Here is a 16,778-nt window from a genome sequence, read left to right as displayed (position 1 = left end):
CGCAGGGGCGAGCTAGGCGACCGCGTCGACCTGGCGGTCGGCGTGGGCGGCCTGGAACGCGGGCAGATCCATGCACGCGGCCTCGATGCGCGTGAGGGTCGAGAGCGGCGCGAGGTCGACCTCGTAGCGCCGCGCGTTGTAGAGCTGGGGCACGAGGAACACGTCCGCCACGGTGACCTGGTCGCCGACGCAGAACCGCCCGGAGAGCTCGCTCGCCGCCGCCTGGAACGCGGCGAGGCCCGAGGCGATGAAGCGCCGGCCGAAGGCCTTCTCGTCGCCGCCGAGCTCGTCCCTCACGTACTTCAGCGTGGCGGTGTTCTGCATCGGCTGCGTGCCGGAGTTGATCATCTCCACGAGCTGCCGCGCCCTGGCGCGCAGGTACGGATCCGCGGGCAGGAGCGGCGGCGCGGGGAAGAGGTCCTCGAGCAGCTCGATGATGGCCACCGACTGGGACACACGCCGGACGGCGCCGCCCTGCTCGAACTCGAGCAGGGGCACCTGCGCCATCGGGTTCTTGGCCCGGTACTCGTCGCGGAGCTGCTCGCCGCCGTCCCGGACGAGGCTCACCGGCCGGTACGCGTGCTCGATGCCCTTGTGGGCCAGGGCGATGCGCACGCGCCAGCTGCACGAGCTGCGCCAGTAGCCGTAGAGCGCGAGCCCCTTCACGGCGGCGCTCATCTGGCCACCACCCGCTGCGCGATGCGCCCGAACAGGCTCTCTCCCGCGCGATTCAGCATCTCGATCATGATCGTGTCTCCTGGCTTCATGAACGGCGTCCCGGCCGCTCCGTCCGAGAGGATCTCGAGCATGCGCCGCTCGGCGAGGCAAGACACGCCGCGCGCCGGGTCCTCGTTGGAGACGGTGCCGCTGCCGAGGAGCGTCCCCGCCGTGAAGCTGCGCGTCCTGGCGATGTGCGCGATGAGATCGAAGAACGAGAAGTGCATCTCCGGGCCGGCCTCGGGATCGCCGATGAGCGCGCCGTTGTAGGTCGAGCGGAGCCGCAGGTGGACGCGCCCGTCGCGGAGCGAATCGCCGAGCTCGTCGGGCGTGATCGCGAACGGCGAGAACGCGGTGGCGGGCTTGGAGCAGAAGAACCCGAAGCCCTTCGCGAGCTCGGCGGGCACGAGGTTGCGCAGCGTCACGTCGTTGGCCAGCAGGAAGAGGCGGATGTGCCGGTGGGCCTCTTCGCGGCGCGTGCCCTGCGGGGTGTCGCCGAGGACGACGCAGACCTCGGCCTCGAAATCGAGGCCCCAGGCCTCGTCGTGCAGGACGATGTCGTCGGTCGGGCCGAGGAGGACGCCGGAGCCGCCCTGGTACACAAGCGGATCGGTCGTCAGCGTCTCGGGGGGCTCGGCGCCGCGCGCCTTGCGCACCAGCACGATGTGGTGGATGTACGCCGAGCCGTCGATCCACTCGTAGGCGCGCGGAAGCGGCGCAGCGAGCTCTTCCGCGACCAGCGGCGTCACGGCCGCCTCGCCGAGCTCGATGTCGGCCGCGATGCGGCGGAGCGCGGGCTCGGCGCGCTCCCAGTCGTCCAGCGCGGCCTGGAGCGTGGGGAAGGCCTCGCCTGCAGGCGTGTAGGCGAGGCCGTCGCGGCGGACGACGACGAGCGTGCCATCGCGGCCGGGGCCGCGGAGAGAGGCGAGCTTCATGCGGGGGCGAGCTCCTCGTGGTCGTACGGTGGTCCCATCGTCTCCGCTTGACAAGCACGAGCCCGCTCACGCCTGCTACGGGATGCGCCCGCACGCGCGCTGCGCAGCGAGCGAGCGAGCGGCTGAACGGATCTGCATGACTACCGGACTGGACGTTTTCTCGACTCTCCACGACCTTGTGCGACGAGCCATGGAGGGCCTCCCCGGCGCGCGGCGCGGGAGCCTGCTGATTCGCACCGGCCGGCGCCTCTCCTGCAAAGCGATTGTCGGGCTCGATGGCCTCCTGCCGGGCCGGGTGAACATGCCGTCCGACGGCGGGGTGCTCAGCGCGTCGCCTCCGTTCGGCCCCGCCGCGGCGCCCGAGGCGGCGCACGGCCCGTGCCTCGTCCCCGCGGCCGCGTGGTACCAGGCGCACCTGCCCGAGCTCGCGGAAGCGCCTGGCTGGCCGCTCGACGGCGTCCACGTCCACGTCGTACCGGTGCCCATGTTCGGCGCGCCGGGCGCCTACCTCGCCCTGGAGCAGCCGGACGCGGCGCCGCTCTCGGGCCCGTGGCGCGCGCTCGTGGAGTCGATCGCGGTGAGCGTCGGCGTCGTGCTCGAGCGGCGCGGCCTCTTCGAGGAGAAGGCGCAGAGCGCCCAGGAGCTGCGCCTGCTCGAGGAGGTGCTGAGCTCCGTCGCCGAGTCGGTCGATCTCCTCGAGCTCATCGAGACGCTCGCGGACGGGATCCGGAGCGTGCAGACCGGCCCGCGCTGGAGTGCGATCGACCTGGCCATCCTGGAGGATGCTGGGGGCGAGGGGCGCGTCGCCGATGGATGGCGGGGATCCCACGACGCGAGCGGCGCGCGAGGCAGGCCGATGATCCGCGTCTACAAGGCTCCCCGCCGGCCGTTGACGGCGTACTGGAACAACCTGCGGGACGGCGCGCTGGCGGCGGGGCGCGATCTCCGGGTCGGGGTCGAGTTCAGGAGCGTCATGTCCGCCGACGCCGCGGCTCAGGAGGCGCTCCTCGAGGAAGGGATCCGCCGGCGGGTGGACGGGATCGCGATCGCGCCCATCGACCCCGTGGCGCTCGAGCCGGCCATCGACCGCGCGATGGCGGCGGGTATCCCGGTCATCACGATCGACACGCCGGCCGCCCCAGGCAGCCGGTCGTTGCTCTACGTCGGGACCGACAACCGGGCTGCCGGGAGGATCGCGGGCGAGGCGATGCTGCGGCTCATGCCGCAGGGAGGCGAGATCACCGTCCAGGCGGAGTCCTTCGCCGTGCCGAACGCCCAGGGGCGCATCGAGGGGTTCCGCGAGGCGATCGCCGGCTCGTCGGTCCGCGTGGCCTCGCTCTCGGAGAACCTGTTCGATGTGGAGAGCGCGATCGCGCTCGCCGTCGACGCGGTGCGGTCGAACGCCGGCCTCGCCGGCGCCCTGGGTGTGTGCAGCGAGAACGGCCCCAGCTTGGGGCTTGCCTCGATGAGGCTCGGGCGATCCGGCGATCTCAAGGTGGTCGCCTTCGATCTCGTCACCTCGACGATCGCGATGCTCCAGGACGGCGTGATCCACGCGGCGATCGTGCAGCGCGAGTACGATATGGGGTACCGCGGCGTGCAGGCGCTCTACGAGATGGCCACGCGCGGCGTCGCGGAGGCCCTCGCGGATCTGCCGGCGTCGCGCTGCATCGACACGGGGGTCGACCTCGTGACCCTCGAGCGCACGCCGTTCTCGAGCGCCCTCTCGGATCACCTCGCCTCGAGCTCCGCCCGCAGGATCGCGAGCCGCAGGCTGGGCGCGGGGGGGCACGAGCGCGCGCTCGATTTCCTGGTGATCGGCATGGCCCAGCGCGAGAGCCTCGTCGACGACGAGCGCGCGCCCGTTACGGACGACTCGCTGGTGAGCCGGGTGATGCGCTCGTGCAGCTCGCTCGTCATCGACACCGCGTCGAGCGAGCACGAGCACCTCCGCGACGTCGCCGAGGCGCGCCGGAGCGGCGCGCGCACGCTGGTCGGCGTGCCGCTGCTCTCCCGGGAGGCGGTCCTCGGGGTCCTCGTCCTGGCCAGCCCGCAGCCCGACGCGTGCTCGGCGACCGACCTGGCGCTCGTCGAGCGCGTGGCCGCGGTGGCCGCCGTCGTGATCGAGAACGCGCGGCTCCTGTCGCGTATCAAGGAGCGGACGAGGGCGCTCGAGTCGCTGAGCAGCCGCCAGGAGGCGCTCCTCGAGACGATCGCCGCGATGTCGAGCCCGGTGGTGCCGATCGCGCGCGGCGTCCTCGTCATGCCGATCGTGGGCGCGCTGGACACGCACCGCTCCGGCCGCTTCATCGAGGCGATGCTGAAGGAGATCTCCGAGCACCAGGCGCGCGTCGTGATCATCGACGTCACCGGCATGGCGGTGGTCGACGCGAGCGCGGCGAACCACCTCGCGCAGGCGGCGCGCGCCGCCGGGCTGCTCGGGGCCGAGGTGGTGCTCGTCGGGATCGCGCCCGAGGCCGCGCGGCTCATGGTGGAGCAGGGGCTCGATCTCGGGGCGATCGTCACCCGCTCCACGCTGGAGCTCGGGTTCTCGTACGCGCTCGGCAAGACGGGCGGGCGGGTCGTCCACGGGCGCCGCTGAGCCGCGGGCGCCGCCGTCGCGCAGCGGCGCTCCGCGCGATCCTCACCGGTCCCGGTGGAGCGCGACGGCGGCCGCGACCAGCGCGGCGATCGCGGCGACGTCCACGTCCTTGGCAGAGCGGATATGGAGGTTCCTGGCCTGCTTGGCTTCGCCGGTGAGCATGCCGTTCGGATCCGGCAGCTCGGCGCCGCGCTCGAAGCCGAGGGTCACGCCGAAGCGCTGCGGGGCGAGCCAGCAGATCTTGTGCTGGTCGCCGCTGCCCATCCGGAAGCTGACGAGCCGCCAGCCTGGATAGACGTGCTCGTGGACGTCGGGAATGATGCGGAGGAGCAGCTTGCGCACGCGCAAGGTCAGCTGTTGCGCTGCAGGGGGGTACTCGCTCAGCAGAGCGGCCACGGCCGGATCGTCCGACACAATCAATGACGGTAAGTCGACGTTCACGGAGACGCAACCGGCTGTGCCTCGTCGCGTGACGTCGCATGACGTTCTGGCTCGGGCGCGGCTTCCGTTGCGGGCGGTCAGGGGTGGAGTCGCTCGCGGAAGAAGGCGAGGACGCGCGAGAGCGCCTCGCGCGTCGGGTGGCCCGCGCGGTCGACCAGATCGCGCGTCAGGACCGAATGGGCGGTGCGCGGGATCCCATGGGGGTTGCCTGGGGACGAGTCGATCTCGATCCTCTCGAAGCCGTCGCCGAGCTCGGCCCGGAGGCGGTCGAACCGCTCCTTCGGGCACATCGGATCGTGGGTGAAGCGGAGCCCGAGCACCGGGGTACCGGCGGCGACGCGCTCCTTGACGGCACGGAGGCCGTCGTCGGAGAGGTGGAGCCCGGCGCGGCGCTCGCGCGAGAGCGGGAAGGGCAGCGACGGCTGGCTCAGCACGGGCGCCGCGATGGCGGGGTCGACCATCAACGCCAGCGCGAAGTTGCCCGTCAGGCACATGCCGATCGCGCCGACGCCCTTGCCCCCGAGCTCCGCGTGGACGTCGCGGCAGAGCGCGCGCAGCCAGTCGGTGATCGGGCTCGCCTGCCTGGACGCGAGCACGTGGAACTCGCGGCTGATGCAGGCGCGGCCCAGCTGCTCGACGATGTAGAGGGGCGTGTCCGGCTTGCCGGGCGTCCCGAAGAGGTGGGGCACGAAGACGGTGAAGCCGGCGTCCGCCACGCGCTCGGCGAACGCCGCGACCGACGGGGTGATGCCCGGAATCTCGTGCATGACGACGACGCCCGGGCCCGCGCCGCGGCGGTAGAGCACCCGCGCCACGCCGTCGTGTGAGAACTGCGTCTCGGTGAAGCCGGGGAGCGACATGGCCGCCATCATCGCCCGTCGCACGACGCCGGGGAAGCGGCGGCCGGACGGCTGGCGAGCGGCTCCCCCGGCGATCGCTCGGCCGCTCGATCTCGCCGTCCTTCGGTCGCTCCGCTCCTCGGATCACTCGGATGCTGGCAGGCCCCTCGGCCGTTCGTCCTTGGCGATCCAGACGGTCTTGACGTTCACGAACTCGCGCAGGCCGTACGAGGAGAGCTCGCGGCCGTAGCCGGACATCTTGATGCCGCCGAACGGCAGCCGGGGATCGGACACGACCATGCCGTTGATGAACACCTGGCCGGCATCGAGCTCGTTGATGAGGCGCTCGCGCTCGTCGGCGTCGCGGGTCCAGGCGCTCGCCCCGAGGCCGAACCGGGTGGAGTTCGCCATGTGGATGGCCTCGTCGAGGTCGGTGACGCGGAAGACCGCCGCGACCGGGCCGAAGAGCTCGTCGTCGGCGGCGGGGGAGGGGCGCTGGACGTCGGTGAGCACGGTCGGCGGGAAGTAGTTGCCCGGCCCCCTCAGCCGCTTGCCTCCGGTGAGGAGGAGCGCGCCCGCGGCCACCGACGCCCGCACCTGCTCCTCGAGCTCCGCGGCGATCTGCGGCGTGGCGAGCGGCCCCACGTCGACCGACGGATCCATCGGATCACCGACCCGCAGGCGCCGCATGGTCGCGACGAAGCGCTGCTCGAACTCGGGCGCGATCGACTCGTGCACGATGAAGCGCTTCGCCGCGATGCAGGACTGGCCGTTGTTGATGATGCGCGCGCGGATCGCGGTCCCCACGGCGGCGTTGAGGTCGGCGCTCGGCAGGACGATGAACGGATCGCTGCCGCCGAGCTCGAGCACCACCTTCTTGAGGTGCTTCCCGGCGTGGGCGCCGACGCTGCGCCCCGCGTTCTCGCTGCCGGTGAGCGTCGCGGCCGCGATGCGCGGGTCGGCGAGGAGGCGCGGCACGACGTCGGTCCCGGTGAGCAGCGCCTGGAAGACCCCTTCCGGGAAGCCGGCCCGGCGGAGGATGTCCTCGATCGCGAGCGCGCAGCGGGGGACGTTCGAGGCGTGCTTGAGGAGGCCGACGTTGCCGGCGATGAGCGCCGGCGCGGCGAAGCGGAAGACCTGCCAGAACGGGAAGTTCCACGGCATGATGGCGAGCACCACGCCGAGCGGGTGGAAGGCCACGTAGCTCCTGCCCGCGTCGGTGGCGACCTCTTCGGGGGCGAGCAGGCGCTCGGCATTGTCGGCGTAGTAGCGGCACGCGGTCGCGCACTTCTGGGCCTCGGCGATGGCGGAGCCGATGGTCTTCCCCATCTCGAACGTCATGAGCTGCCCGAGCTGCTCCTTCTCGCCGTCCAGGATGTCGGCTGCCCGGCGCAGCTTCTGGGCCCGCTCGGCGATCGGGGTCTGCCGGAAGCTGCGGAACGCGGCGTGCGCGCGCGCCACCTTCTGCTCCAGCGCCGCAGACGAGAGGGGTTCGAACGTCTCGATCGTCTCTCCGGTCGCTGGATTGATCGTCGCGATGGCGGTGTTCACGGATGTGCCTCCTCTTCGAGCGTCGCGGGCCGCGGCTCGTCGCCAGCCAGCTCGGGGCGCGCCGAGCGGTCCCGGCAGGCGAGCTTGAGCCAGACCCGCCACGTCGTGCAATGGTCAGCGACGACGAGCCCGCTTCTCTTCCTTCGTTCGCGTCGTTCCGGCGTGGTCCACGCGGTCCACGGGGCCACGCATGTTCCGGGCGCGTGAGGGGGGAGGGGGGTCGCCATCGCACGTCCTGTTCATTACGCAGAGGGGGATGGTCCGCAGCGGATCCCCTGTCGCAGGCGACGCGGAGCACGCGCTTTCAGCCCGGGCGACGCGCGCCGGCGAGCGCGCGGCGCTCGCTCCTCCGGCCTTCGACGACCCCGCCGGCCAGCTCTCCCGCGCGGGCGAGCTGGAGGTGAGGGTGAGGGCGATGGACGCCCTCCTCTGCGCCGGCGTGCCGTTCATGGTGGCGGGTGCGTATGCCTTCTTCGCGTACACGGGCATTTTCCGGGACACGAAGGATCTCGACGTGATGCTGGACGAGCGGGAGGTGCCGGCGGCGTTCAGGGCGCTGCAGCGGGCCGGCTTCGAGACGGAGCTCATCGATCCGCGGTGGATCGGGAAGGCCTACGCGGGCGACCGTTTCATCGATCTCATCTTCTCGTCGAGCAACGGCCTGGCCGTGGTGGATGGCGGCTGGTTCGAGCACGCGCGTCCGGCCACGATCCTGGGGCACTCCTGCCTGATCGCGCCGGTCGAGGAGATCATCTTCACGAAGGCGTTCGTGGACGAGCGGGAGCGGTACGACGGCGCCGACGTGAACCACCTGATCTACGCGTGTGGGGACGAGATGGACTGGGAGAGGCTCCTCGCCCGGTTCGGTCCCTACTGGGAGGTCCTGTTCGCGCACCTGACGCTGTACCGCTTCGTCTATCCGGGCGCGCGGAGCCGGGTGCCCGGGTGGATCATCGACGAGCTCTGCCGGCGTACGCTGGAGCAGACGCGGGCCGGCGACGCGCCGCTCCGGGTATGCCGGGGCAACCTGATCAGCAGGCAGCAGTACGTGCACGACTACGAGAAGCTCGGGCTCGTCGTGGGGTCCGCTGCGTCCGCGCCCGAGGCGGCGCGGGGGGCGCTGTGCAGGAAGCGCCAGCGGTCTGCGGCGGGGCGGCCTCGCCTCGGCAAGGGGAAGCCGGGCCGTGACGGGGCTCCGGGCGGCGCGGAGGGGCCGGGGGTGGAGGTCGAGGCGGCGCGGGTCCGCAAGCCGGGATCATGAGCGCCGCCGTCGCCGGAGGGAACGGGGAGCAGGGCAAGCGCCGCATCGCGGCGTCCTCGGATCTGCACTGCCGGCCGGAGCACGGCGCCAGGATGCGCGAGCTCGTGAAGGCGGTGAACGCGGAGGCGGAGCTGCTCGTGCTGTGCGGCGATCTCACCGATCGCGGCCATCCCGAGGAAGCGAAGGTGCTGGCCGACGCGCTCGCCGGGCTCTCGATGCCGTGCGCCGCCGTGCTCGGCAATCACGATCTCGACCGGGGGGCGGGCGCCGAGATCGCGAAGCTCCTGGGCGACGCGGGCGTCGAGGTGCTCGACGGAGATCACCTGATCTTGCGCGACGACATCGGGGTTGCCGGCGTGAAGGGCTTCATGGGCGGGTTCGGGAGCGCGACGCTCCAGGCGTTCGGCGAGGGCCCGCTCAAGGCGTTCGTCCAGGAGGCCGTGACCGAGGCGCTGAAGCTGGAGGCGGCGCTGTCCCAGCTCGACAGCGAGAAGAAGATCGTGATCATGCATTACACGCCGATCCTCGAGACGACCGTCGGCGAGAACGTGGAGATAAGGCCGTTCCTTGGGACGAGCCGCCTTGCCGCGCCGATCGATCTGTACGGCGCCGACGTGGTCTTCCACGGCCACGCGCACCACGGGGCGCTCGAGGGGCACATGTCGAACGGGACTCCGGTCTACAACGTGGCGATGCCGCTGCTCAGGAAGCTCACCGGCAAGCCGTTTCTGCTCTTCGAGGTGTAGCGGGCGAGCGCCGCTCGGTGCTTTCGCTCAGTGCTTCTGCAGGAAGGCCCGTATCGCTCCGAAATAGGCGGACGCGAAGAGGAGGATATCGTTGTGCCCGGCGCCGTCGATGAGGTGCAGGGCTTTCCTCTCGTGGGGGACGGCCGCGTGGTTCTCGCGGGCGTGGTCCGGCGGGAGCAGCGTGTCGCGCGCGCCGTGCAGGACGAGGACCGGGATCTCGACGTTCCTCAGGAGCTCCGGGTTCGAGAAGCTGCGGTGCGCCTCGTCGCGCAGATCGCCGAGGTCGATCTCGAAGAGGGCGAGCAGGTGCCGCACGTCGCTGAACCCGCTCTCGAGGAGGAGCGCGCGGTACGCGTCGCCGCGGTGCGCGGCGATGCGCGACGCCGGTGAGCTGCCGAGCGAGCGGCCGAAGAGCAGCGGCTTCGGCGGCCGGTCGAGGCCTGCGGCGCGGCTCGTCTCGGCGAGCTCGCGCTCGAAGAAATCGGAGACCTTCACGGGATCTTCTCGGAGCGAGCGCAGCGTCGGCTGCCCACCGCTCCAGCCATAGCCGCGGTAATCGACCATGAAGAGGTTGAGCCCGATGTCACGCCAGCCCTCGGCGATGTCGTCGTAGTCGGGGACGGTCTCGCCATTGCCGTGGAACGCGAGCACGGTCGGATTGCCCGGGTCGGACAGGTGCCAGCGCGCGCCGAGCGTCACCCCGGGGGCGACGGGGATGTCGTAGTCCGTCGCGCCGGCGGGTGGGCTCGTGTTCACCTGCCTGGGATAGAAGACGTCGGTGGCGCGAGGGTTCGCGTCGAGCGCGCGAAGGAGCTCGTCGAGCTGGCTGTCGGGGTCGTTCGTCGGCATGGCTGACCGTTCTGCCGAGGTCGGCGGGGGGAGTGGGCGCGCAGGATATGTCGTGCCGGGGTGGCATGGTACCTGGGATGGACGCCCGCGAGGGCGGTGGGGAGGCGGGGCGCGCGGCCCGAGGGTGGCCTACGCAGTCGCGATGACGCCTTGCACCGCGGGCTCGCCGTACTCGGCGCCGCCGGTGCGCACGACGAGGTTCGGGAGGATCTCCGCTACGCCGGCGCCGTGCGTATGGCCGCAGAGCACCTCGATCCGCCGCTCCGGGTGCCGCAGGGCGGCCTCGCGGAGCACCTCGCCTGTGGCCTTGCAGGTGAAATGGGGGAGCCAGTCGTCGTTGGAGATCTGACCTTCGTGCCAGCAGGCCTCCTTGAACGGGGGGACGTGCGTGGCGACGATGACGCGCCGGTACCGCTCGAGGGCCAAGGGCAGGACGCGGCGCAGGTACGCCGCGGCCTCGTCGCCGAGGCGGTGCAGGGCCTCTCTCCGGCGGCGCCGGTCGAGGGAGGTGAGCTCCTGGATGAGCACGTAATCGTTGAGCATGACGGGCGATCTCTCGTAATCGCCGAGGCGGGCGTCGGCCCAGCCGTCGTGGCCGACGAGGCCGGTGTCCGGGCTGAGCTCGACGTGGGGGATCGACGGGAGCCACCTGAGCCAGGGGGAGGTGGCCGAGAGCTCGGCGGCCATCGTGCGCACGGCGGCGATGCTCCCGCGGTAGAAATCGTGGTTGCCGAGGACGAAGTAGAGCGGGCGCTCGATGGCCCGGGCGACGGTCTCGAGGAGAGGGCGGAGGCTCGTGGCTTCCGCGATGTCGCCGGTGAAGAGGACGGCATCGGAGGCGGTGGCCGCGAGGGTGGAGCAGAAGGCGGTGAGTTCCTCGCGGGAGAGGAAGTTGAGGTGGACGTCGGTCGCCCAGGCGAGGCGGAGCGGGGTCGGCGCGGCCATGAGGGCAGGATAGGCGGGGAGGGGAGGGGGAGCCAGCGAGGTGGCGCGAGAGCGGGAGGCGCTCGCCGCGCGGCGAAGTGAGGGCGCTTCTTGTCGGCGGCGGCGAGGGGGTGGGGGCGGTGGGGCCGCCGCGGTTCAGGGGCGGTGAGCCCTGGGAGGAGCGTCAACAGGGCGCGCACTCCCGAGCTTCAATGGGGCGCCGCCTTTCCGTGGCGGAGACCTTCTTCGCAGGTTCGCCATGGCGCCGCCACCCCGCAATCGGCTCTCTCCTCGCGTGTTCCCGTCGTTTCATGTCGGCACGGTGCGTGCCTGAGGCTCCTCGTCATGCCGACGCTCGAGCACAACGCCCTCGTCGAGATCTTCCGTGAGCACCCGGAACTCGCGCCCCGCTTGCTCGCGACGCTCTTTCACGTCGAGGTACCGCCGCACGCCTCGGTTGCGGTGGTCGAGTCGTCGCTCGACCAGCTGATCCCAGTCGAGTTTCGCTCCGACCTGGTGCTCGAGCTTCGAGACGCGAGCGGCGCGCTCGCGCTGGCGATTGTCCTTGAGGTCCAGCGCGACGAGGATCCCGACAAGAAGTTCTCGTGGCCGACGTATGTCACGGTCGTGCGCGCCAGGAAGCGCTGCGGCACGGTCGTCCTTGTCGTGGCGCCGGACGCGGGCGTGGCCACCTGGGCGGCGGAGAACATCGACCTCGGCCTGGGGCTGGGCCACGTCGAGCCGCTGGTGCTCGGTCCAGCCGTAGTCCCCGAGATCACCGACCCTACCGAAGCCGAGCAAGAGATCGAGCTCGCTGTGCTCTCCGCCGTGGTGCATGGCAACGGGCCGAACGGGCTCACCGTGGTCCAGGCCGCGCTCGCCGCCCTCGGTAGGCTCGACCAGGAGCACGCGGCGGTCTATTTTCAGGTCATCTGGAACGGGTTGCGTGAGCCCATGCGGCGGGCTCTGGAGGCGTTGGTCATGGAACGGCAGATCGAAGGCGAGGCAACTTTTCCCCCGTTCGTGCAGAAGCTCATCGATCGCGGCAAGCTCGAGGGCCTGCGTGAGGGCTTGCGTGAGGGCGAGCTCAAGGCCAAGCGGGGCACGCTGCTCCGGCTGCTCGCGCGCGCAGGGATCGTGCTCGCCGAGTGCGAGAGCGCGCGCATCCAGGCATGCACGGACATCACGACCCTCGACCGCTGGATCGATAACGTTCTCGGGGCGAAGGATGCCTCGGAAGTGCTCTCCTGACGGTGGACGAAAGCGGCCCGACGAGGCGATGAATCACGGTCTCCAGATGTCTTCGTGAGAGCGTGAGCAGCCAGCGGCGGAGAGCTGGAGCAGCGCATCAAAGCCTTGATCACGTCCGGAGGTGCTTCAATGGGACCGCCGCCTCATGGCGATAGCCCGCCGGTCCCGTCGGCCTCCAGCGAGTCCGCCAGCGCGCAGCGCGCGAGTCCTGTCTTCTTGGCCTCCTCGCGCAGCATCGCGCCCTGCTCAGCGGCCCCTTTCACGCTGAGCATCGTGCGGAGCTCGATTCCATCGGGGCTCTCCACGTGCTCTCCGATCCACGCCGACCGCATCTGCCCGACGCTGATCGGATCGGCCTCCGGGTCGAGCCCGGCTCTCCTGTCGACATCGCACATCATCGCGACCGCCTCGGGGAAGGTCTGCCCGCCCGGGGCCGGGGCCTTCGCCTCGGGAGCTGAGCTGCAGGCGGAGAGGAAGGCGGAAAGGAGCAGCGGTGAGAGAGGATTGGGGCGCATGCTGCCTTCGACAGGAGAGCGCGCCTCGGCTTGGCAGCGATCACATCGCCCCGGTGCGCCGCCCTCCGGCTACCGGCTACTCGCCCGTGCCCCCGTCCACCGCCGGGACGAGCTCGATATCGACGTTCTGAGGCAGGAAGCTCTCGCACTCGTCGTTCATGACGGGCGCGAGCGTCTGCTCGAAGTCGTCGTAGCCTGTCCCCGAGATCTTCACCCAGGTCACGCCGGCCGTCCACAGCTCGCAGACGAGCGTCTCCAGCGCTTCGGGAGGAGCCTGCGCGCGATCGACGGCGCACACCAGGTTGGCCTCGTCGAGCGTCTTCCAGGTGGTCGGATCACTCAGGACGAAGATCGGCTCGTCCGCGGCGCTCCACGCGATGTGAACGGTGGTGTCCGGCGGGACGGTGGCGCCTCTCGCGCGCACGGTGATCGTGAACAGCGCCTGTCTTGGCCCCATCGGACAGCCGCTGGCGTCGCCCGTGCTCGAGCCGACGGACCCGCCGCCCCCCGCGCCTCTACAGGCGCCCACCACGGAAGCGCTCGCGATCGCCGCCGCGGCGATCGCCGCGAAGACCGTGAGCGATACGATTCGACCAGGGGCGAAAGGAGGGCGTGGTGCCACAAGGGCGACAGGGTAGGGGCGACATGCCAGCAAATCCAGCGTGAGCAAGTTTTTGCGCAGGTGGAGCGCCCTTCTCCGTGCGCCCTGCTCTCGCAGGCGGTCGCGGCGTTCAGGCCTGGGCCTTGAGCTCCGCGATGTCCTTGAGGAGGGCCTGCTCGTGCCCGTCGGGCTTCACCTTCAGGTAGGTCCTTCGCAGCACACCCGACGGATCGATGACGAATGTCGTCCGGTCCCAGTACAGGGTGCCTTTCCACTCGCTCTGCCCGACGCCCGCGGCCTTGAGCAGCTCGTGGCGCGTGTCGGCGAGCAGGTCGATGGTGAACGAGAACTTGTCGCAGAAGCTCTTGTGCGACGTGACGTCGTCCTCGCTGACGCCGACCACGGCGATGTTGGCGTCGTCGAAATCGGCCTTGGAGGCCGTGAACGACTTGCCCTGGATCGTGCATCCCGGCGTGTCGTCCTTCGGATAGACGTAGAGGACGAGCCATTTGCCCGCGAAATCCTCGAGCTTCACGGTCTTGCCGTCCTGGTTTGGCAGGGCGAAGCGCGGAAACGGTTTTCCAATCTCGACGCTCATCTTCTCTTTGCCTTTGCTGTGGGCCGGAGGAGGGCTCCTCCTGGCCGGTGACGGGTCATGGGATGGGACGGATGAGACAGCGCGGCGGCGCGGACGTCACGTCGCTGCCCGCGCAGGGATCTAGCGCGGAATGAGCCCCCGGAACCAGGCCGTCACCGAGGACGAGGACTCGTCCTGGTGGAGCGAGTCCGGGCCTTCCAGCTCGTCGGCGAGCCCCCCGAGCGGCCCCTCGCTGCGCGGGGGTGGCGAGCTCGGGTGCTCCTCCCCGTGCGTCAGGATCGTGGCGCCCTCCAGGGTGGGCAGCAGGCTCAGGCCGCTGCCGCCGGCGGTCGGCTCCTTCGTGAGCGACTTGAACTCGAGGAGCATCATGTCGATGAGCTCGGCGATCTTCTGCGTCCCGTCGACCGCCCGCGCCGGCCCGCCCTTGGCGCGCTCCACGAGCGAGGCGACGTCGTCCTCGCTCACCGGGCGGCCGTAGCGGTAGAGGAAGCGGGTCAGGTCGCGCCCGAGCTCGCGCGCCGACAGGTAGCGAGCCCCCGGGTCGCGGGCGAGCGCGCGGCGGATGATCTGCTCCAGCTCGCGCGGCACATCGCTGTTGATCTGCTGGAGCGAGGGGATCACCGCGTCGCGCACCAGCCGCACCGTGATGTAGTCGGAGTCGCCGAGGAACAACCGGCGCCCGGCGAGCATCTCCCAGAGGATGATCCCGAGCGCGAAGATGTCGACGCGCTGGTCGACGCCCTGCTCGAGCACCGTCTCGGGCGCCAGGTAGCCGAACTTCCCCTTGATGATGCCCGCGTCGCTCTCGGCGAGCTGGCTCGACGCCTTCGCGAGCCCGAAGTCCACGATCTTCACCTCGCCGTAGCGCGTGATGAGCACGTTGGCCGGGGTGATGTCCCGGTGCACGATCTGGAGCGGCTTTCCGTCCCCGGTCGCGAGCTCGTGCGCGTAGGCGAGGCCCTGGCACATCTTCGCGGCCATGAAGGCGGCGACCTCGACGGTCATCGGCCGGCCGACCTTCTTCTGGTGATCGAGGAGGGCCCTCAGATCGGCGCCGTCCACGTACTCCATGACGATGAAGTAGGTGCCGTCGCCGACGCCGATGTCGAACACCGACACGACGTTCGAGTGCGAGAGGTGCGCCGAGAGGCGCGCCTCGTCGAGGAACATCGCGATGAACTGCTCCTTCTTGCTGAGCTGCGGCAGGACGCGCTTGATCGCGACCTGCTTCTTGAACCCTTCGATCCCCGCGCTCTCGGCGACGAAGACCTCCGCCATGCCTCCGGAGGCGAGGCGCTTGATGACCCGGTACCGCTGCTGCTCGGACATGCCCTGTCTGTCGTCCTCCCGCCCCGTGCCGCCTGGCCCTCCAGTCTAGCGGCTCGGGGCCCGCCGCGGATCAAATCCCAAAGGCGGCACGCCCCCTCGGGTCATCGGAAGGTGGCGAGCGCCGCCACCGCCGCGAAGGAGAGCCCGACGAGCGCGGCGAGGGCGAGCGCCGACAGCAGCGGCTCCGCCCGCACGGCGGCGAGCAGCCGGTCGCGATCCTCCCTGGACAGCGGCGCGCCATGGGTCCCGTCCTTGCTCTCGCCGCCCGAGGCGGCGGCGACGTGCGCCTCCAGGCGGCGCCGCGCGGTCCTGGATCGCAGCGCGAGCAGCAGCACCTGCGCCACCGCGGAGGCGGCGAGGACCACGAGGCCAGCGCGCCGCGCATGCGAGGCGCGGGCCCGCTCGCGCGCCTCGGCCGCCGGCATCCCGTCCGCGAGCAGCTCCACGCGCCGCGGCGAGGCGGACGCCGCCGCGGACGTGATCGGCCAGGCCACCGTGCCTGCGCCCTGCTCGTAGGGGTCGCTCGCGACCACGGCCCAGTCCGCCTCCCCGGGCGCGGCGCTGTCCGGGAGCATCACCCTCCCCGAGAAGAAGCCCGCCCCGTCCGCCGCGAGCGGGACGATCGTCCCGAGCGCACGGCCGCGCGCACCTCCGATCGAGACGTAGGCGCGTGGCCTCGGCGTCGGGGAGATCAACCGGAGCTCGGGCCGTTCGCCATCGAGACCGCCCGGATCGAGCCAGATGGCTCCTGGGATCACGGGCAGCTTCCCTTCCCACGTGCCGCTCGCGATCCGTGTCCCTGGCGGTGCGCTCCCCGGGTGGGTCGCGCGGAGCGTGAGCTCGACCGTGTGCGCCAGCGGCTTGAGCGTGAGCTCCGCGGCGCCGCGCGCATCGACCGTGATCTGCGCCGGACCGCTGCCGCGCCCCTCGAGCTCCGCCCCGACGGCGCTCGCCTCGAGGCGAGCCCCTGCCGCGGGCGTTCCGTCCTGCGTCTCGATCGCGACCCGCACCCGCTCCGGGAACGGAGCTGCAAGGGCTCCCCGCGCCGCCGTGGTCTGCAGGCGCAGCTCCCCGTGCGCCGCGCCTGGCAGCGCGGTCGCGTGCGCCGCGCCTGGCAGCGCGCTCGTGTCCGCCGATGCGAGCGGCGGCAGCAGCGGGAGCTGCCGCTCCAGGAGCGTGCCGCTGCCCAGCGCGATCCGCACGGTCACCGGCTCCCGCAGCCCCGCTGGCGCGCGCAGCAGCGCCTCGCCGATGCCGTCCTTGTCGAGCGAGCCGGTCCATCGTTCGAGCGGCGCCCCTGCCGACACGGCGCTCACCTCGATCTGCGGGATCGCCGCCGCATCGTCGGCGCCGTGGAGGCGGCGCACCCCTTCGACGCGGAGCGCCAGCGCCTCGCTTCCGGCGACGGGCGCCCCCCACACCCGCACGCCGGTGGCCATGCGTGGCGAGCCTGGCCCCAGGATCGCGAGGGCTGCGAGCCCGATACCCAGCGCGGGCATGACGTACGTCGCTGCGTTGGGCATCGAGAGCATCGCTGCCCCCAGCATACCTCTCCGTCCTTGCCGCGCGGGCGGAGGGCGGCTCCCGTCTGGCTGCTCGCGCGGAGCGCTGGCCTGGGC

General features: G+C 71.4%; 16 protein-coding genes. 4 read left to right on the top strand and 12 right to left on the bottom strand.

The features are described 5' to 3' along the window. Positions 1 to 12: 12 nt before the first annotated feature. Positions 13 to 678, bottom strand: coding sequence for a maleylacetoacetate isomerase (gene maiA / locus WME73_RS33205; RefSeq protein WP_437912115.1), 666 nt, complete (start codon positions 676 to 678; stop codon positions 13 to 15). Further along, a complete protein-coding gene (locus tag WME73_RS33200) occupies positions 675 to 1,652 on the bottom strand; it encodes a fumarylacetoacetate hydrolase family protein (protein WP_437740359.1) in 978 nt (325 codons plus the stop codon). Before WME73_RS33200 ends, maiA begins: the two co-directional genes overlap by 4 nt. Before the next feature lie 190 nt (positions 1,653 to 1,842). On the opposite strand from WME73_RS33200, the gene WME73_RS33195 reads away from it, so the two are divergent. Next, positions 1,843 to 4,254: a substrate-binding domain-containing protein gene (locus WME73_RS33195; RefSeq protein WP_437912114.1), complete on the top strand. Its 2,412-nt coding sequence runs from the start codon at positions 1,843 to 1,845 to the stop codon at positions 4,252 to 4,254. A gap of 42 nt (positions 4,255 to 4,296) precedes the next feature. Here the strand turns inward: WME73_RS33195 and WME73_RS33190 are convergent, their stop codons facing one another. The 3 genes from WME73_RS33190 to WME73_RS33180 form a co-directional block, all read right to left on the bottom strand. Next, a complete protein-coding gene (locus tag WME73_RS33190) occupies positions 4,297 to 4,650 on the bottom strand; it encodes a DUF1801 domain-containing protein (protein ID WP_437740357.1) in 354 nt (117 codons plus the stop codon). 122 nt (positions 4,651 to 4,772) lie between these two features. Next, on the bottom strand, positions 4,773 to 5,555 hold the full coding sequence (locus tag WME73_RS33185) for a dienelactone hydrolase family protein (RefSeq protein WP_437912113.1): 783 nt from the start codon (positions 5,553 to 5,555) through the stop codon (positions 4,773 to 4,775). A gap of 123 nt (positions 5,556 to 5,678) precedes the next feature. Next, positions 5,679 to 7,085, bottom strand: a complete 1,407-nt coding sequence (locus WME73_RS33180) for an NAD-dependent succinate-semialdehyde dehydrogenase (RefSeq protein WP_437740355.1) — start codon at positions 7,083 to 7,085, stop codon at positions 5,679 to 5,681. 256 nt (positions 7,086 to 7,341) lie between these two features. Here WME73_RS33180 and WME73_RS33175 point away from each other — a divergent pair, with 256 nt between their 5' ends. Together WME73_RS33175 and WME73_RS33170 are read left to right on the top strand one after the other, a co-directional pair. Next, entirely contained in the window at positions 7,342 to 8,346 is a 1,005-nt protein-coding gene (locus tag WME73_RS33175) for a hypothetical protein (protein WP_437912112.1), read from the top strand. Continuing rightward, positions 8,343 to 9,092, top strand: a complete 750-nt coding sequence (locus tag WME73_RS33170) for a metallophosphoesterase family protein (protein ID WP_437912111.1) — start codon at positions 8,343 to 8,345, stop codon at positions 9,090 to 9,092. Before WME73_RS33175 ends, WME73_RS33170 begins: the two co-directional genes overlap by 4 nt. Before the next feature lie 27 nt (positions 9,093 to 9,119). On the opposite strand, the gene WME73_RS33165 is transcribed toward WME73_RS33170, so the two are convergent. Then, complete coding sequence (locus WME73_RS33165; RefSeq protein ID WP_437740352.1) at positions 9,120 to 9,941, bottom strand: alpha/beta hydrolase; 822 nt, start codon at positions 9,939 to 9,941, stop codon at positions 9,120 to 9,122. Positions 9,942 to 10,070: 129 nt separating this feature from the next. Further along, positions 10,071 to 10,886 carry a metallophosphoesterase family protein gene (locus WME73_RS33160; protein WP_437912110.1) on the bottom strand — a complete coding sequence of 272 codons (816 nt, stop codon included), beginning with the start codon at positions 10,884 to 10,886 and terminating at the stop codon, positions 10,071 to 10,073. A 324-nt stretch (positions 10,887 to 11,210) separates the two neighbouring features. Between WME73_RS33160 and WME73_RS33155 the strand changes: the two genes are divergently transcribed. Continuing rightward, positions 11,211 to 12,116: a hypothetical protein gene (locus WME73_RS33155; protein ID WP_437740350.1), complete on the top strand. Its 906-nt coding sequence runs from the start codon at positions 11,211 to 11,213 to the stop codon at positions 12,114 to 12,116. Between the two features lie 143 nt (positions 12,117 to 12,259). On the opposite strand, the gene WME73_RS33150 is transcribed toward WME73_RS33155, so the two are convergent. From WME73_RS33150 to WME73_RS33130, 5 genes are all read right to left on the bottom strand, one after another. Continuing rightward, positions 12,260 to 12,631 carry a hypothetical protein gene (locus WME73_RS33150; RefSeq protein ID WP_437912109.1) on the bottom strand — a complete coding sequence of 124 codons (372 nt, stop codon included), beginning with the start codon at positions 12,629 to 12,631 and terminating at the stop codon, positions 12,260 to 12,262. 76 nt (positions 12,632 to 12,707) lie between these two features. After that, positions 12,708 to 13,088, bottom strand: a complete 381-nt coding sequence (locus WME73_RS33145) for a hypothetical protein (protein ID WP_437912108.1) — start codon at positions 13,086 to 13,088, stop codon at positions 12,708 to 12,710. Between the two features lie 274 nt (positions 13,089 to 13,362). Continuing rightward, positions 13,363 to 13,830, bottom strand: coding sequence for a peroxiredoxin (locus WME73_RS33140; RefSeq protein ID WP_012238595.1), 468 nt, complete (start codon positions 13,828 to 13,830; stop codon positions 13,363 to 13,365). A 120-nt stretch (positions 13,831 to 13,950) separates the two neighbouring features. Next, complete coding sequence (locus tag WME73_RS33135) at positions 13,951 to 15,159, bottom strand: serine/threonine protein kinase (protein WP_437740346.1); 1,209 nt, start codon at positions 15,157 to 15,159, stop codon at positions 13,951 to 13,953. Positions 15,160 to 15,260: 101 nt separating this feature from the next. Continuing rightward, the gene (locus WME73_RS33130; RefSeq protein ID WP_437912107.1) at positions 15,261 to 16,691 is read right to left on the bottom strand and encodes a hypothetical protein; all 1,431 of its coding nucleotides are present in this window, start codon (positions 16,689 to 16,691) and stop codon (positions 15,261 to 15,263) included. Positions 16,692 to 16,778 lie beyond the last annotated feature (87 nt).

The sequence above is a fragment of the Sorangium sp. So ce302 genome (assembly GCF_051530145.1).
GTDB classification, from domain to species: Bacteria; Myxococcota_A; Polyangia; order Polyangiales; family Polyangiaceae; genus Sorangium; species Sorangium cellulosum_B.
This window is presented reverse-complemented; position numbering and strand designations above follow the sequence as displayed.

Coding starts and splice junctions, on each gene's coding strand:
- WME73_RS33200 (WP_437740359.1), bottom strand. CDS start 1,652: ATGAAGCTCGCCTCTCTCCGCGGCCCCGGCCGCGATGGCACGCTCGTC.
- WME73_RS33135 (WP_437740346.1), bottom strand. CDS start 15,159: ATGTCCGAGCAGCAGCGGTACCGGGTCATCAAGCGCCTCGCCTCCGGA.
- WME73_RS33170 (WP_437912111.1), top strand. CDS start 8,343: ATGAGCGCCGCCGTCGCCGGAGGGAACGGGGAGCAGGGCAAGCGCCGC.
- WME73_RS33150 (WP_437912109.1), bottom strand. CDS start 12,631: ATGCGCCCCAATCCTCTCTCACCGCTGCTCCTTTCCGCCTTCCTCTCC.
- WME73_RS33145 (WP_437912108.1), bottom strand. CDS start 13,088: ATGGGGCCAAGACAGGCGCTGTTCACGATCACCGTGCGCGCGAGAGGC.
- WME73_RS33160 (WP_437912110.1), bottom strand. CDS start 10,886: ATGGCCGCGCCGACCCCGCTCCGCCTCGCCTGGGCGACCGACGTCCAC.
- WME73_RS33130 (WP_437912107.1), bottom strand. CDS start 16,691: ATGCTCTCGATGCCCAACGCAGCGACGTACGTCATGCCCGCGCTGGGT.
- WME73_RS33175 (WP_437912112.1), top strand. CDS start 7,342: ATGGTCCGCAGCGGATCCCCTGTCGCAGGCGACGCGGAGCACGCGCTT.
- WME73_RS33195 (WP_437912114.1), top strand. CDS start 1,843: ATGGAGGGCCTCCCCGGCGCGCGGCGCGGGAGCCTGCTGATTCGCACC.
- WME73_RS33140 (WP_012238595.1), bottom strand. CDS start 13,830: ATGAGCGTCGAGATTGGAAAACCGTTTCCGCGCTTCGCCCTGCCAAAC.
- WME73_RS33185 (WP_437912113.1), bottom strand. CDS start 5,555: ATGTCGCTCCCCGGCTTCACCGAGACGCAGTTCTCACACGACGGCGTG.
- maiA (WP_437912115.1), bottom strand. CDS start 678: ATGAGCGCCGCCGTGAAGGGGCTCGCGCTCTACGGCTACTGGCGCAGC.
- WME73_RS33165 (WP_437740352.1), bottom strand. CDS start 9,941: ATGCCGACGAACGACCCCGACAGCCAGCTCGACGAGCTCCTTCGCGCG.
- WME73_RS33155 (WP_437740350.1), top strand. CDS start 11,211: ATGCCGACGCTCGAGCACAACGCCCTCGTCGAGATCTTCCGTGAGCAC.